The organism is Microcystis ichthyoblabe FBCC-A1114, from assembly GCF_050500245.1.
Lineage (GTDB): Bacteria > Cyanobacteriota > Cyanobacteriia > Cyanobacteriales > Microcystaceae > Microcystis > Microcystis ichthyoblabe_A.
The window spans coordinates 652,504-666,100 of sequence record NZ_CP191408.1; the positions used below are offsets into that span (position 1 = coordinate 652,504).

General features: G+C 43.4%; 14 protein-coding genes, 1 other RNA gene and 1 pseudogene. 11 read left to right on the top strand and 5 right to left on the bottom strand.

What is annotated here, in order from left to right:
* The first annotated feature begins 39 nt into the window (after positions 1–39).
* The 3 genes from ACQY1Y_RS03030 to ACQY1Y_RS03040 all read left to right on the top strand — a co-directional run bounded on the left by ACQY1Y_RS03030 (position 40) and on the right by ACQY1Y_RS03040 (position 1,480).
* Positions 40–507, top strand: a complete 468-nt coding sequence (locus tag ACQY1Y_RS03030) for a choice-of-anchor I domain-containing protein (protein WP_430013950.1) — start codon at positions 40–42, stop codon at positions 505–507.
* A complete protein-coding gene (locus tag ACQY1Y_RS03035) occupies positions 498–791 on the top strand; it encodes a choice-of-anchor I domain-containing protein (RefSeq protein WP_430013951.1) in 294 nt (97 codons plus the stop codon). Before ACQY1Y_RS03030 ends, ACQY1Y_RS03035 begins: the two co-directional genes overlap by 10 nt.
* A 251-nt stretch (positions 792–1,042) precedes the next feature.
* A complete protein-coding gene (locus ACQY1Y_RS03040; RefSeq protein WP_002776095.1) occupies positions 1,043–1,480 on the top strand; it encodes a DUF29 domain-containing protein in 438 nt (145 codons plus the stop codon).
* Between the two features lie 477 nt (positions 1,481–1,957).
* On the opposite strand, the gene ACQY1Y_RS03045 is transcribed toward ACQY1Y_RS03040, so the two are convergent.
* The 3 genes from ACQY1Y_RS03045 to ACQY1Y_RS03055 all read right to left on the bottom strand — a co-directional run bounded on the left by ACQY1Y_RS03045 (position 1,958) and on the right by ACQY1Y_RS03055 (position 5,462).
* Positions 1,958–3,301, bottom strand: coding sequence for a TldD/PmbA family protein (locus tag ACQY1Y_RS03045; RefSeq protein WP_430013952.1), 1,344 nt, complete (start codon positions 3,299–3,301; stop codon positions 1,958–1,960).
* Between the two features lie 113 nt (positions 3,302–3,414).
* On the bottom strand, positions 3,415–3,990 hold the full coding sequence (locus ACQY1Y_RS03050; protein WP_430013953.1) for a DUF456 domain-containing protein: 576 nt from the start codon (positions 3,988–3,990) through the stop codon (positions 3,415–3,417).
* A 2-nt stretch (positions 3,991–3,992) separates the two neighbouring features.
* On the bottom strand, positions 3,993–5,462 hold the full coding sequence (locus tag ACQY1Y_RS03055; protein ID WP_002735204.1) for a TldD/PmbA family protein: 1,470 nt from the start codon (positions 5,460–5,462) through the stop codon (positions 3,993–3,995).
* A 184-nt stretch (positions 5,463–5,646) separates the two neighbouring features.
* On the opposite strand from ACQY1Y_RS03055, the gene ACQY1Y_RS03060 reads away from it, so the two are divergent.
* From ACQY1Y_RS03060 to ACQY1Y_RS03095, 8 genes and pseudogenes are all read left to right on the top strand, one after another.
* Entirely contained in the window at positions 5,647–6,111 is a 465-nt protein-coding gene (locus tag ACQY1Y_RS03060; protein ID WP_002735666.1) for a hypothetical protein, read from the top strand.
* A 268-nt stretch (positions 6,112–6,379) separates the two neighbouring features.
* Positions 6,380–6,770: a transfer-messenger RNA gene (gene ssrA / locus ACQY1Y_RS03065) on the top strand.
* A 9-nt stretch (positions 6,771–6,779) separates the two neighbouring features.
* Positions 6,780–7,946: a pyridoxal phosphate-dependent aminotransferase gene (locus ACQY1Y_RS03070; RefSeq protein WP_430013954.1), complete on the top strand. Its 1,167-nt coding sequence runs from the start codon at positions 6,780–6,782 to the stop codon at positions 7,944–7,946.
* A gap of 53 nt (positions 7,947–7,999) precedes the next feature.
* A pseudogene (locus ACQY1Y_RS03075) lies at positions 8,000–8,150 on the top strand (pyridoxal phosphate-dependent aminotransferase); the annotation flags it as partial.
* A gap of 120 nt (positions 8,151–8,270) precedes the next feature.
* Positions 8,271–9,263 carry a glycosyltransferase gene (locus ACQY1Y_RS03080; protein ID WP_125730336.1) on the top strand — a complete coding sequence of 331 codons (993 nt, stop codon included), beginning with the start codon at positions 8,271–8,273 and terminating at the stop codon, positions 9,261–9,263.
* A gap of 48 nt (positions 9,264–9,311) precedes the next feature.
* Positions 9,312–9,986, top strand: a complete 675-nt coding sequence (locus tag ACQY1Y_RS03085) for a class I SAM-dependent methyltransferase (protein ID WP_024968556.1) — start codon at positions 9,312–9,314, stop codon at positions 9,984–9,986.
* A 61-nt stretch (positions 9,987–10,047) separates the two neighbouring features.
* The gene (locus tag ACQY1Y_RS03090) at positions 10,048–10,791 is read left to right on the top strand and encodes a glycosyltransferase family 2 protein (RefSeq protein WP_133158918.1); all 744 of its coding nucleotides are present in this window, start codon (positions 10,048–10,050) and stop codon (positions 10,789–10,791) included.
* Positions 10,792–10,897: 106 nt separating this feature from the next.
* On the top strand, positions 10,898–11,029 hold the full coding sequence (locus ACQY1Y_RS03095) for a hypothetical protein (protein ID WP_002735344.1): 132 nt from the start codon (positions 10,898–10,900) through the stop codon (positions 11,027–11,029).
* Positions 11,030–11,144: 115 nt separating this feature from the next.
* On the opposite strand, the gene rsmH is transcribed toward ACQY1Y_RS03095, so the two are convergent.
* Together rsmH and ilvA are read right to left on the bottom strand one after the other, a co-directional pair.
* Positions 11,145–12,026 (bottom strand): 16S rRNA (cytosine(1402)-N(4))-methyltransferase RsmH, encoded by an 882-nt coding sequence (gene rsmH / locus ACQY1Y_RS03100; RefSeq protein WP_159253363.1) that lies wholly within the window; start codon positions 12,024–12,026, stop codon positions 11,145–11,147.
* Between the two features lie 30 nt (positions 12,027–12,056).
* On the bottom strand, positions 12,057–13,568 hold the full coding sequence (ilvA, locus tag ACQY1Y_RS03105) for a threonine ammonia-lyase, biosynthetic (protein WP_430013955.1): 1,512 nt from the start codon (positions 13,566–13,568) through the stop codon (positions 12,057–12,059).
* Between the last annotated feature and the right edge of the window lie 29 nt (positions 13,569–13,597).

Consider the following 13,597-nt stretch of genomic DNA (forward strand, 5'->3'; position numbering starts at 1 on the left):
GATATCCCTAATTTCCCTCTTGTTTAATCTTCCTTTAACTTGGGACTGAAAAAAGGGGTTAACAGCGTTGCCATCAAAAATGGTATCGTGGCCATGGAAGCTAGTCAGATTACCAATAAGGGCAGTGTGGTTTTTTTCAATACTAATGGTGTCTTTGAGAGTCAGGTGACTGTGGGCACTTTACCAGATATGTTAACCTTCACTCCTGACGGTAATCGGGTTTTGGTCGCTAATGAAGGGGAAGCGAAAGGAGGGATCAATCCCAATAGTTCCGTTAGTATTATTGACCTTAGCATCAGTGTTCTCAATGCCACGGTCAACACTGCCACCTTTACCGGTTTTAATGGTCAAAAGAACACTTTAAGAAATCAGGGAGTCCGCATTTTCCCCGGTCAAACGGTTTCCCAAGATGTGGAACCAGAATACATCACCGTTTCCGACAATGGAACCACTGCGTGGGTGTCTCTACAGGAAAATAATATCGTCCCTATACTTTTGTGGGAATAGAAAGGGCTGGCGGTTTCATGGTTTATGATATCACCAGCCCTAGTCATCCTTTCTTTGTTGATTATATCAACGATTGGCAATTAGGCGATATCTCTCCCGAAGGATTATTATTTATTCCCGCTGCCGATAGTCCCAATGGTACTCCCCTGTTAATTGTGGCCAATGAAGTGAGTCGTAATCTGGCGATTTATTCCGTTGAACCCGTACCCGAACCTAGCGCAGTTTTAGGATTGCTAACCATCGGATTAGCTGGTTATAGTTTGAAAAAAAGAGGGTATTGCTAATTAGGGTTTGCGGCAAAAAGTTTTTCGTGGGGGGTGGGGTGTGGGCTTCAGCGGTGAGCCTGTCGAACCGCCGGGGTCAATTAGCTAATTTTCAGGGAAAAAGTACCTTAATTTTCCCCCCGATCACTCCCAGATCTGATATACTTTTTGAGAAAAAAAGTCTAAAAGTCTTAGCCAAAAAGGTGTTTAGATGTATTCAGCCAGCCCTAGATAGAGAGCCATTTAAGTAATTTTCTATGGAGAGTTAAATTATGTCGTCAACTGCCTACGAAACTGATTATAATCAATGGCTAAAAGAGACGGTAAAACATTTACAAGAGCGCAATTTTGAGCAAGTGGATTGGGATAATTTAATTGAAGAAATCGAGAGTATGGGAAAAAGTGATAGACGAGCTTTAATGAGTCTGTTAACCCGTCTTATCGAACATCTTTTAAAGCTGGCTTATTGGCAAGAAGAAAAAAAACGGTCAGGTAATCATTGGGCGGCAGCAATAGTCAATTTTCGCGCCCAAATTCAGCAGCGTTTAGAAGATAGTCCCAGCTTACGGCCAGAATTAGCAGCCATGTATGATAAATTTTATCCAGTGGCGATTAAATCGGTTTCTCAGCTTTTTTCCCTTAATTCAGACGCTCATATATCCCTCGAACAAACATTAGATGATAATTGGTTTCCCCCAGCGGAAAAATAGTTCTTAATTAGGAGTAATACTAAAGCTGAATAAATGTGAAATATAGACGAGATAAGGGTTTTAGTGTCCTGTTTTGCTCTCACAGGTGCAAGATTTTGAGAGAATCGTGCTTCAAAACCTTGGGTCTTCATCGGCCCGCGTCCTGTAGGGGCGAAGCATTCGGGCAATAACCTATCGGTGAAACCGTAGATTTTCTATCCGAATGCTTCGCCCGTACTTTTTGCCGCAAACCCTAATCAGTTTTTAATAACCAGATTTATACTAAATCCGTTGAGTAACTCACAGAAAACGGGTTTCTCGGAGAAACCCGTTTTCTACTCATGCAAAAGACAAAAAGGGGAATAAATAATCAGTTTTTAATAACCAGATTTAGTATAATTTGCATAGTCAACAGCTTACCCACGACTATAAAATTAACATCCATCTTGCGGGGGTATTACCCTGGTTAATACCCCCTATTTTTGGTCTGGTATAGTGTTAAGCTTCTCCTGTGATTGATAAACCCTCTACCCAAACGTAGGGACAAACACCACTGGGAGTAATAACTGCTTCCGGTTCCAGATAAACAATCGATTTCAGCAGTGTTAAAATATCCCCGGCTACGGTAGCGGAATCGATGCTAACGCGCTCATTTTTGTTCACTAACCAACCATCAAAGGGCAAAGAGAAGGAACCTTGTAGAGAATTAACTCCCGCATGAAGTGCCTGTAAACTATCAATTAACACCACATTTTCTGCTGTTTCCAAAGAATAGCTTTTTGGTTGATTAGCACTAGCAAAAACGTGATAAAAATGGGGACTAACCGTTACTTTTGACCCAATGTTACCGTTGCCAGTTGGTTCCGTATTCATCCGTTTAGCGGTAATCGTGCTATGGAGAAAATTACTCAAAATCCCCTCTTTAATTAATTCCACACGACGGGTGGGAGTGCCTTCACTATCAAAAGTTTCTGCGGCAACATTAGCTGGATGGAGGGCATCATCGCACAAATTTAAGGCAGTAGCGGCGATTTGTGTTCCTAGGGATTCAGGAGTAGAAAGACTCTGTTTATCAAGGACATTTTGGGCATTAAACAGATTAGAAAATGCTCCCATTAGACTCAAAAAGGCGCGGGGGGCAAAAACCACCAAATATTTACCCGTGGTAATCGGTTGATAGTCCAGATGGCTAACAGTTTTGGTAATCGCTTCCTCGATACAACCATCGATATCTAATTTTTCCAGTCCTGGACTCACCCGAAAAGCACCGGCGCTGCGGGGTTTTTTGCCTTCCTGTTCGGTTTTGGTGTATAAATACACACTGGCATAACTACGCGCTTCCTGACGCATTGCCCCCTCGCTATTGAGATAAAAACGTCTGACCTGCTGTTGTCCCAAACCGTTATAGGGAACACTGGCAATAGCTGGATGGGCTGCTAGTAACGATTTTTCGGCGGCTAATAACTTATCGACGAGAGTGGATACAGGTGCTTGATTAGACATTTCGCTGGCCACTTCTGTGGTAGGTGCGGTGGCAGCGGGACTAAAATCGGGGACATTTTCCTTAACGCCAAAAAAGCTGGCTTCTTGGGCGGTTTTCAGGGCTAATTGCAGTCCCACCGGGTCCACATCGGTGGTAGAGGTGACACCGACTTGATTATCCCGATTCCAGACGCGAACGATAACGCTGGAACGATTGGAAGCTTGTACCTGTTTCGGTTCCCCTTGAAACACATCCACATCGGTTTCATCGACCGAGGAACCATAGATGTCGTATTTAGCAATTCCTAAAGCTTGGGCGCTAGAATTAGCGATTTGGGCGATATCTTCAACTTTTGGCATAGATTTGGTCAGAAATGAGATGAATGTAGAATTGAGCGGTCAGCCATCAGCAGTCAGCTAGATAAAAGTGATATTTATCAGAAAAATGGCTGATTAATTGAAAAACAAAGAACTCAAATCTGAAAACTGAAAACTGATAACTGGTAACTGATAACTGAAGAGAGATTGGGCCAAGTAGTGACAATAAAGACGATAACAGCAGCCGTAGCCAGCATAGCTTTGGCAACGTGACCGATAACCGTACCGACGACGATACCGACACAGACTTTTAGGGATTGTTGCAAACGGGGGGTTAATTCCAAATCGCGACGATAGGCGTATTCTCCGACAAAAGCCCCGACCACAGGACCGACAAATAAGCCGATAATCGGGCCGCCAATGGGTAAAGCCGGTAAAAGCCCGAATATTCCCGCTAATAAACCCACTACTAGCCCGATTTGACTCCAATTGCTCGCCCCAACTTTTTGGGCGCCGAGATAACTAGCGAGGAATTCCACCCCCAGACTGAGGAGAAGGATAACAAAGGCCACGGCTAAAGCGACCCCCATCCCTGCGAATTTGGTGACAAAACCCCACACCACCATGGCGATTAAAATCAAACTCATGCCGGGGACAGCGGGCAGCAGTTCGCCAATTATCCCCACTATCATGATGGCGATGAGGAAATAGTAGAGAATTACTAAAGCCATGATTAACGACCGCCAACGGTAATAGAATCGACTTTTAAATGGGGTTGACCAACGGTGACATAAACGCTACCACTGACGGAACCGCAAAAACCCGCCGCTAGTCCTAAATCTTGGGAACACATAGAGATTTTATTCATAATCTCCTTAGCTGAACCGATTAAAGTCGCGCCTTTCAGGGGTTTAGTCAGGTTGCCGTTTTCGATAAGATAAGCTTCCTCGACAGCGAAATTAAATTCACCGGTCGCCCCCACACTACCACCGCCCATTTTTTTACAATAAATGCCTTTATCGATGGAATTAAAGAGATTATCGAGGGTATATTCCCCGGGGGCGATGTAGGTATTCCGCATCCGACTAGCGGCGGCATAGGTGTAGTTTTGACGGCGACCGCTACCCGTGCGCGGATGGCCGGTTTTAATTGAACCGGTGCGATCGGCAATGAAGTTTTTTAGGATACCATTTTCAATGAGGAGAGTACGCTGGGCCGGCATTCCCTCATCGTCCATATCGATAGTACCGAAAGCTTTATCGGATAATCCTTCGTCCCAAGCCGTCAGATTTTCGTGGGCGATTTTTTCGCCTTTTTTATCGAGAAAGGGCGTGGTTTTTTGCTCAATTTGCGTAGTTTCTAGCAAATGGCCACAAGCTTCGTGGAAGATAACGCCGCCAAATTCATTGGCCATGACGATGGGATAACTGCCAGATTCTACATAGTCAGCGTAAAGCATTTTACCCGCCGATTCGGCCACTTCTGCCGCCGATTCCTCGGCATTCCACGTCCGCAGAAAATCGGGATTACTGGTACTACCCACCCGTTTACCAATGCTAGAACGATTGGTCCCATCGGCACAGAGGAGATTATAGCCCACGGATTGGGTGAGGCGAATATCCCGGGCAAAAGTGCCATCACTAGCGGCAACTAAAATTTCTTGCCAATCGCGAAAATAAGCGGCGCGACGAGATTGGACGTGAGAGGCTTTCTGATTGAGGTGAACGTTGGCAGTTAGGAGAATATCACCCATTTCTCGCAAAGAACTGCAATTATTCAGCCAAATATCTTTATTTTTGACCGTGGCATAATCCCGGAACATTTCCAGATTGATTTCGGGAATATACGCGTTAGGACTGGGTAGGTTTAAACCGAGAATCGATAAACCTTTTTCTAGGGCATTTTTTAAGCCTTGGAAGCTTAAATCGTTGGTACTGACATAACAATCGGCTTTACCGCGAAAAAGGCGGATTCCTGCCCCTGTAGATAGTTTCGGTGAGAGACTGGTGATGCTGTCATCTTCGGCTAAACAACTGATATAGTTGACTCTTTCCAGGAAAAATTCGATAAAAGTCGCCCCGGCAGCCCGTCCCAGTCCCAGGAGAGTGGACAAAGGGGCCGCCCAAGAGCTATCAAAGCGCTCCAGACTAGGATTATATTTCAGGGTGGGGAGTTCTTTGGAGATGAGTAGAGTGGGTGACATAAAGCTCGTTTATCAGTTAATCTGCTGGTTTCTAGTCTAACAGTTCTCAGTTTTTTCCGTCTTGGGGTGGGTTAGCGTGGCCCAACCCAGCTAAACTTTTCTCCTTCATATCTCTTCATAAAAACCTTGATTCGATCGCTGATCGCCCGCAAGATTAAATAAAGAGCGACTCAGGATTAAAATAATGGCCACAGCGACACAATTCTTAAACATTTCTGACTTGACAAAAGATGATTATTGTGTATTCGGTTTAGCGATTTGTTTTCTCAAACAGGAGGGAGAATTAGAAAAAGTGGCGGTGTTAGAACCGATTCCCTCGGCAGCCCTAGAGGCAATTGTCAAAGGAATTCCCACTTCCTACGAATTTGCCCGCGCCATGAGTTTAGGAGAGGTATTTCAGGACGATAATCCTCAAATACCCAGTAATTTCCCCGATAATGCCCAATTATGCGAGAATTTTGTCGAAAGGGCGATTGCTGCAACTCGCACCTATAAAAATCAACCCCACCTACAAGGGTTAATCCCCTTGGGCGGCCAAAAAGACGATTTAAACTTTTCCCTAGAGAAAAAACGCATCTTGAATGCTGTTCATGTGGTGCGGACGGAGGATAACGTCAAACAACATTCTCACACCCACAAGGTTTTGTAATCAAGTTTAGTTCGGATTAGGGAAATTTTGCCGTTTTCCCTGATTCCGAACTTAGGTTATCGCAGTGGAGCAATAGCTGCTCAATTAATTGTTTAGTCTCTGGTGATACTAATCGAGGTCAAATATAGGATAATTTCCCCAAAAATCAGCGATAAAAACCTTTTTTCCCATCTAGACTGGCTCTGAAGACTGGGAAGCTCGGAAAAATCCCAATTGAGCCACAATTAGCTTAATCAAAAAATGTGCTATAATCAGAATGTAAGCACAAGGGGCCGTAACGGTTTCGACAGGTTAGCGAAAGCTCCCCCGTGATACAGGTCGAGAGTGAGTCTCCTCTCGTAAATCAAAGGCTCAAACAAAAAGTAAATGCGAACAACATCGTTCCTTTCGCTCGTAAAGCCGCTCCTGTAGCTGCCTAATAGTCTCTAATCGACTCGAGCATTCATAGTTTGACTCCGTTAAGGACTATGGATAAACCCCCAACGGATGCCACGTTTAACTTTCTCTAGTTAGTTAACCGTCTAAGCTTTAACTAGAGCATCCCACTGTCCGGGATAAGTGACAGTCCCCGTTTCGAGGGTAATCGAAACTAAACCTGTGAATGAACGGACAGTCAATACCTAATTTGGACAGCAGTTCGACTCTGCTCGGCTCCACTGATTAGTTTAATGAAAAACCTTCTCTCCCGCATGGACGGGGTGCAAACGCCGATTATTCCCGTGGTCGGTCAATTAATTAAAGCGAACCCCGGCACTATTTCCCTAGGTCAAGGGATTGTTTCCTATTATCCACCCCAGGAAGCGATCGAATCTCTATCTTTATTCTTAGCTAATCCCAAAAATCATCAATATCAATCTGTGGCGGGAATTACCCCCTTATTAACAGTAATTCGGCAAAAACTAGCCGAAGATAATCGGATAGAAATCAGCGATAAACAGGCAATTTTTGTGACGGCGGGCAGTAATATGGCTTTTATGAATGCTATTTTAGCCATTACTTCCCCAGGGGATGAAATTATTCTCAACACTCCCTTTTATTTCAATCATGAAATGGCCATAAAAATGGCTGATTGTCAAGTAATTTTGGTCACCACAGACAAAAATTATCAATTGCATCCGGCTGCCATTGAAGAGGCAATCACGGCAAAAACTAAGGCAGTGGTGACGATTTCTCCTAATAATCCCACGGGAGTAGTTTATCCAGAAAATACCCTAAGAGAAGTCAATCGAATCTGTCAAAAAAAGGGCATCTATCACATTCATGATGAGGCTTATGAGTATTTTACCTATAACCATGCTCGCCACTTTTCTCCGGCGGCAATTGTTGGTAGTGAAGCCTGGACTATTTCCTTATTTAGTCTCTCAAAAGCCTACGGTTTTGCCAGTTGGCGCATTGGTTATATGGTAGTACCAGAACATTTATCTGAGGCGATTAATAAGATTCAGGATACTATTTTAATTTGTCCGCCGGTGGTTTCGCAATACGCGGCCCTAGGGGCGTTACAGGTGGGTAAAAGCTATCCTTTAGAACAGTTGAAAACCATCAGTCAAGTTAGAGAAATTTGCCTGAATGCTCTCGAATCAATCGGCGATATCTGTGATGTTGCCACTGCGGAAGGTGCTTTTTATTTTTTCCTGAAAATTACCACAGACAAGAATGATTTTCAGTTAGTTAAAAGTTTAATCGAGCGGCAGCGGGTGGCGGTGTTACCCGGTTCAACTTTTGGGATAACAGAAGGCTGTTATTTGCGTCTTGCCTACGGTGCTTTATCTCCAGAAACAGCTTTAACGGCAGTAGAAAGATTGGTAAAAGGACTGCGTTATTTTAGTCAGTGATTTTGAAGAATAAATACTGGCTTTCTTTCTTGGTTTTTACTTTACCACAACTGATGAAAAACCTTCTTTCGCGCATGGATGGGGTGCAAACGCCGATTATTGCCGTGGTCGGTCAATTACTTAAAGCGAAGCCTGGTACTATTTCCCTAGCTCAAGGGATTGTTTCCTAATTATCCACCCTGGGAGGCGATCAAATGTATTTCTTGAGACTAGGGGTTTGGCTGGCTGGTTTCCATAATCAGAATTGCTGACCTCTGGAGGGACAATTGACGGCAAAGCGCTTTTGATCTAGACTAGGGGATGCGGAATGCTCTGGCCTGTAAGATGCAAACAATCTATTTTTATGCCCCTGGCGAAATCAGACAAAAAAATATCAAGGAAGACCAGACTCTATGGACAGGCGATCATAGCAATTTTACGGCTTGGATAGCCCAAACCTACTTTCATCTTAAACAAGCCGGCTTTCCCTGTGAAATAGCCAGAGAAATCCCAGAGCAAGGAATTTTAATCGCCGACCGAGATACCCTAGATAATGACTATCCTTTGCTAGATAAGGTCATGTTAATTTGTGTCAAAAGCGACAAAGAATATCACCCTTCGGCTCACCTACACATTGTTTATAATCCGTCTAGTTGGGAGAAGGTTAAGGACTCTATTTGGAACCCCTATCTAATTAGTCATTGGCCGATGCCAGGGTTAGTTCCCAGAGATAGGGAACGGAACACCCTAGTGGAGAATATTTCTTACATTGGCACCAGGGGTCAGTTGGCACCGGAATTAAGGTCGGAAGCATGGCCAGAGTCTTTGGCTACTCTCAATTGCCATTGGATGCCGATTTGGGATAGATTTCAATGGAACAATTATACTAATCTAGATGTGATTGTAGCCGCGCGTAGTTTTGATTCTCGAAATTATCCTAATAAAGGTTCTATTAAGCTAATTAATGCTTGGCACGCGGGTGTTCCCGCTCTTTTGACTCCAGAGTTAGGCTTTTTAGCAGAAAGAAAGACGGAGTTAGATTTTATTATTATTCACTCTCTAGAGGAGGCAATTGAAGCAGTTCGTCGTCTGAAAAGTTCTCCAGAACTTTATCAAAAAATGGTTGAAAACGGTTATGAGAGGGCGAAAGAACACACAATTGAAACCACTTTAAATCAATGGATGTCTTTTTTCAAAGATGTGGCTTTTCCCACCTACGACCAATGGTCTGCTTTAAGTCAATTTGAAAAAAGATGGTTGTTCAGTCAGCGATATTTAGCTTTCAAATACGACAGATTTAAACACAAAATAAACAACCTTGGCAAGTCAAAAGCATAATTCAATTCTCGATCAATTATTTCTCCTTCGTGTAAAAAATAGTTTATCATGACCAACTCTCCAGACATATCTCATAATTTAGACCCATATTTTCTGAATTCTCGCACTAGGTTTGACCTAATAGAGTTAATACCCTATACTCCCAAAAGTGTTCTTGAGGTGGGTTGTGGTATTGGTAAAACTGGCAAAGCTATTGTGGATAAATATGGCAGTAAGGTAATAGGAATTGATCTTAGCGCTGAGGCGATTGAAGTAGCAAAACGACAGGGTTGTTGGGAAAAATTAATTGTTTGTGATCTGGATCGAACTCCTATCCCGATGGAAATCGAAAATTACCGTTTCGACTGCATAATGTATCCCGATGTTTTAGAACATTTGAAAAGTCCTTGGAACATCATTAAAGCCCATCTTGATCTCCTAAATCCAAGTGGTGTGATGATTGCAAGTATCCCTAATATTAGACATATCTACGTCATGAAGGATCTCCTGTTTAAAGGTAATTGGACTTATACAGAAATGGGTATTCTCGATAGAACTCATCTTCGATTTTTTACCAAAAAGACGATGATTAATCTTTTTGAACAAGCAAATTTAAAAGTGACCTGTATTAAACCTAGATCCTTTTCTGGTCCTTCGTTGCTTAAAAGTATCAATCGCTTAAATCATCATCTCTTAGAAGAATTTTTAACGGTTCAATATCTAATTTGTGCTTGCAGGAAATAAGTTCAGAAACATGAAAAACCTTGTAATTATTTCATTCTGGTGTGAGCGGAGTATTAAACCTTTGCTCCACTTACTTAAACAGCTTCAACGTATTGAGTCGGGTTGTCTCTTCGATATCGTGGTCGTCTGTAATGCCAACAGTTTGGGTAATATACCTGATTTACCTCAATTAGATAGCCAAAAAGTCAAGTATTTAATACGAGAAAATACAGGATTTAACATAGGTGCATGGGATTATGGTTGGCGACATTTGCCTCCTTATGACTATTATTTATTTCTTCAAGATGACTGTTTTATTGTCCGTCCGCTCTGGTTAAAAGCCTTTGTTGATCGATTCTGTCAATCTCCCCAAATAGGACTTCTAGGAGAAAGTTTAAACTGGGAATGTACTTGGGAAGAACTGGTGCGATCTAGTTATAATCAAATTAATCGGGATCATTTACTGAATGGTGAACCCATTAAAAGAGTTGATTTTTACCGACATTTTTTAGAGGAACATAAAATCCCTGAAGGGGAAACTGCCGAACACTTACAATCAATTATTATTTTTACATCTCGCTCCATTTTAGAAAAAATAGATGGGTTTATACTTGGCAAAAACTATGGGGAAGCGATCGCATCTGAAATTGCCATTTCTAAAAAGGTTCAAGGGTTAGGCTACCAAATACAAACCGTAAACCCTGATAGCTGTTATCATTATATTGCCCATCCCCAATGGTTTAGACGAAAAAGAAGGCTCGATCGATGGCTCTATACAGTTCGATCGAAAATCATCCCTATTTATAGGCAAGCTACAGATAACTAGGTTATTTGTTGTTTTATGAGTGACAACGCATCTCGAATAATTGACTCTGACTATCGAGATAGTTCCACCCTGGCTTTCCTGGGTATTGTGCTGAAAATATTCATTAGTGGGTCATTTGTTACAAAAACGGAAGTTAGATACCCTGTGGGACAAGCTTTTGAAGCAGACTTTATCTCCAGAAACAGCTTTAACGGCAGTAGAAAGATTGGTAAAAGGACTGCGTTATTTTAGTCAGTGATTTTGAAGAATAAATACTGGCTTTCTTTCTTGGTTTTTACTTTACCACAGCCTTTTTTCTCAAGATAACGACTCCCTAAAACCAGATAGTTTGTACCTCACCATTAAGATAACTGCTATAGGATAACCTCTGATTCGATCTTTTGGGCTATTCTTAGTTTAGCCGAACGAGAACGGGGATTTTTAGCCTGTTCTTCTCGGCTGGGAATAATCGGCTTTTTCGTGATAATTTTCAAGGAATTATCTTCGCGAAAGCCATACTTGATCAGACGATCTTCTAGACTATGAAAACTGATCATAGCGATAATTCCCCCGGATTTTAGCCAGTGGGGGGCTTGATTTAACAATTGTTGCAGAGAATCTAATTCTTGATTAACAGCGATGCGTAGGGATTGAAAAACCCGCGTTGCCGGATGAATACGTCCATAACGGTAACTAGCGGGGACAGAACTAGCGATGACAGCCGCTAATTCTGTAGTGGTAGTAAAAGGACGTTTTTGGACGATCGAGCGAGCAATAGGACGAGATAAACGTTCTTCTCCGTATTGATAAAAAAGATCCGCTAATTCTTTCTCCTGCCAATGGTTGATAATATCGGCTGCCGTCAGGGATTGACAGCGATCCATCCGCATATCTAAGGCTGCCGTGTGGCGAAAACTAAAGCCGCGCTCGCTCTGATCGAATTGGGGAGAACTGACTCCTAAATCGGCGATAATGCCATCAAAACTGCTATTTTGTCCATTATAATCGGCGAAGTTCCCCCACCAGAGGGTTAAACGGCTATCTAGATAGGGGCCAAGACTAATTTTAGCGGCTTCTAGGGCGCTTTGATCGCGATCAATGGCGGTTACTTTCGTTTCGGGATGAGCTTCTAAAAGCAAGCGGCTGTGTCCACCACCCCCTAGGGTAAGATCGAGATAATGCCCCCCGGGTTGAATATTTAAGCCGGCGATTAATTCTTGACTCAAAACGGAAATATGGGGAAAATCTTGATTCATCTGTACTGATAACTTCCTAAAAATGGCGATTTAACCTAAAAATAACTGATAGGCCCGGTTTTGACTTTCATCCCAATAGCGATAGCCGAGAGTATCGAGAAAAGCTTGCCATTGATTCATTTCATCGGGGGGGACTTGTATGCCCACGACGATGCGCCCGTAATCGGCCCCGTTATTGCGATAATGGAAAACGCTGATATTCCAGTGGGGACTCATGGAGGCGACAAATTTCATTAAAGCCCCCGGTCGTTCGGGAAACTCGAAACGATAAAATAATTCATGGTCGGCTAAATGCGATCGCCCTCCCACCATGTGGCGCAAATGCAATTTAGTCAATTCATCATCACTAATATCGAGGGTTTTAAAGCCACAAGCTTCAAAACTCTCGGCTAATTTCTTGGCATCGCTGCGATTTTCGATCTGGGCGCCGACAAAAATATGTGCTTCTTTTTCATCGGCAATACGATAACTAAATTCGGTTAAATTGCGTTTGCCGACACATTCGCAAAAACGCCGTAAACTGCCCGGTTGTTCGGGAATAGTCACAGCATACAACGCCTCGCGCCGTTCCCCTAATTCTGCCCTTTCCGCCACAAACCGCAGACGATCAAAGTTCATATTCGCCCCACAAGCCACAGCAACGAGGGTTTTATCCTCAATTTCTTCTCTTTCTACATAAGCTTTCGCTCCTGCTACCGCTAACGCCCCCGCAGGTTCTAAAATCGAGCGTGTATCTTGAAAAACATCCTTAATCGCGGCACAGATATCATCCGTATCCACGAGGATAATCTCGTCCACATACTGCTGACAGAGACGAAAAGTCTCCTCTCCCACCTGGCGCACCGCCACCCCATCGGCAAATAATCCCACTTGAGACAAACGCACCCGATAACCGGCTTTTAGGGATTGATTCATCGCGTCTGAATCCACAGGTTCCACCCCGATAATTTTAATTTCTGGGCGTAAACGCTTGACATAGGCGGCAATACCTGATATTAAGCCACCGCCACCAATAGCGACAAAAATGGCCTCGATCGGTTGCTGATATTGTCGTAAAATTTCCATACCGATCGTACCCTGGCCGGCGATTACCTCCGGATCATCGAAGGGATGGATAAAAGTTAAGCCTTTTTCCGCTTCTAACTGCCGCGCGTAGGTGTATGAATCATCGTAGGTGTCACCGTGCAGGACGACAATTCCCCCCCGGGCTTTTACCGCGTCGATTTTGACTTGGGGAGTGGTGACAGGCATAACGATAATCGCTTGGGTTCCCAATTGCCGCGCTCCCAAAGCGACTCCCTGAGCATGATTTCCCGCCGAGGCAGCAATTACACCTTTTTGTAACAAATCCCTTGACAAATACGCCATTTTGTTGTACGCGCCGCGCAGTTTAAAAGAGAAAACTGACTGCATATCCTCACGCTTGAGTAAAAGCTGATTGTGCAAGCGTTGGGAGAGATTGGGGGCAAATTCCAAGGGGGTTTCTTGGGCGACATCATAGACGCGTGCGGTGAGGATTTGAACCAGGTAATCGCAGTACATTATTCTTTTTTGGCGGTGGGGATTGGCAA

Excerpts from the sequence above, each read along its gene's own strand:
- ACQY1Y_RS03060 (WP_002735666.1), top strand. The coding sequence starts at position 5,647 with ATGGCCACAGCGACACAATTCTTAAACATTTCTGACTTGACAAAAGAT.
- ilvA (WP_430013955.1), bottom strand. The coding sequence starts at position 13,568 with ATGTACTGCGATTACCTGGTTCAAATCCTCACCGCACGCGTCTATGAT.
- ACQY1Y_RS03085 (WP_024968556.1), top strand. The coding sequence starts at position 9,312 with ATGACCAACTCTCCAGACATATCTCATAATTTAGACCCATATTTTCTG.
- ACQY1Y_RS03055 (WP_002735204.1), bottom strand. The coding sequence starts at position 5,462 with ATGTCACCCACTCTACTCATCTCCAAAGAACTCCCCACCCTGAAATAT.
- ACQY1Y_RS03040 (WP_002776095.1), top strand. The coding sequence starts at position 1,043 with ATGTCGTCAACTGCCTACGAAACTGATTATAATCAATGGCTAAAAGAG.
- ACQY1Y_RS03080 (WP_125730336.1), top strand. The coding sequence starts at position 8,271 with ATGCAAACAATCTATTTTTATGCCCCTGGCGAAATCAGACAAAAAAAT.
- ACQY1Y_RS03070 (WP_430013954.1), top strand. The coding sequence starts at position 6,780 with ATGAAAAACCTTCTCTCCCGCATGGACGGGGTGCAAACGCCGATTATT.
- ACQY1Y_RS03050 (WP_430013953.1), bottom strand. The coding sequence starts at position 3,990 with ATGGCTTTAGTAATTCTCTACTATTTCCTCATCGCCATCATGATAGTG.
- ACQY1Y_RS03045 (WP_430013952.1), bottom strand. The coding sequence starts at position 3,301 with ATGCCAAAAGTTGAAGATATCGCCCAAATCGCTAATTCTAGCGCCCAA.
- rsmH (WP_159253363.1), bottom strand. The coding sequence starts at position 12,026 with ATGAATCAAGATTTTCCCCATATTTCCGTTTTGAGTCAAGAATTAATC.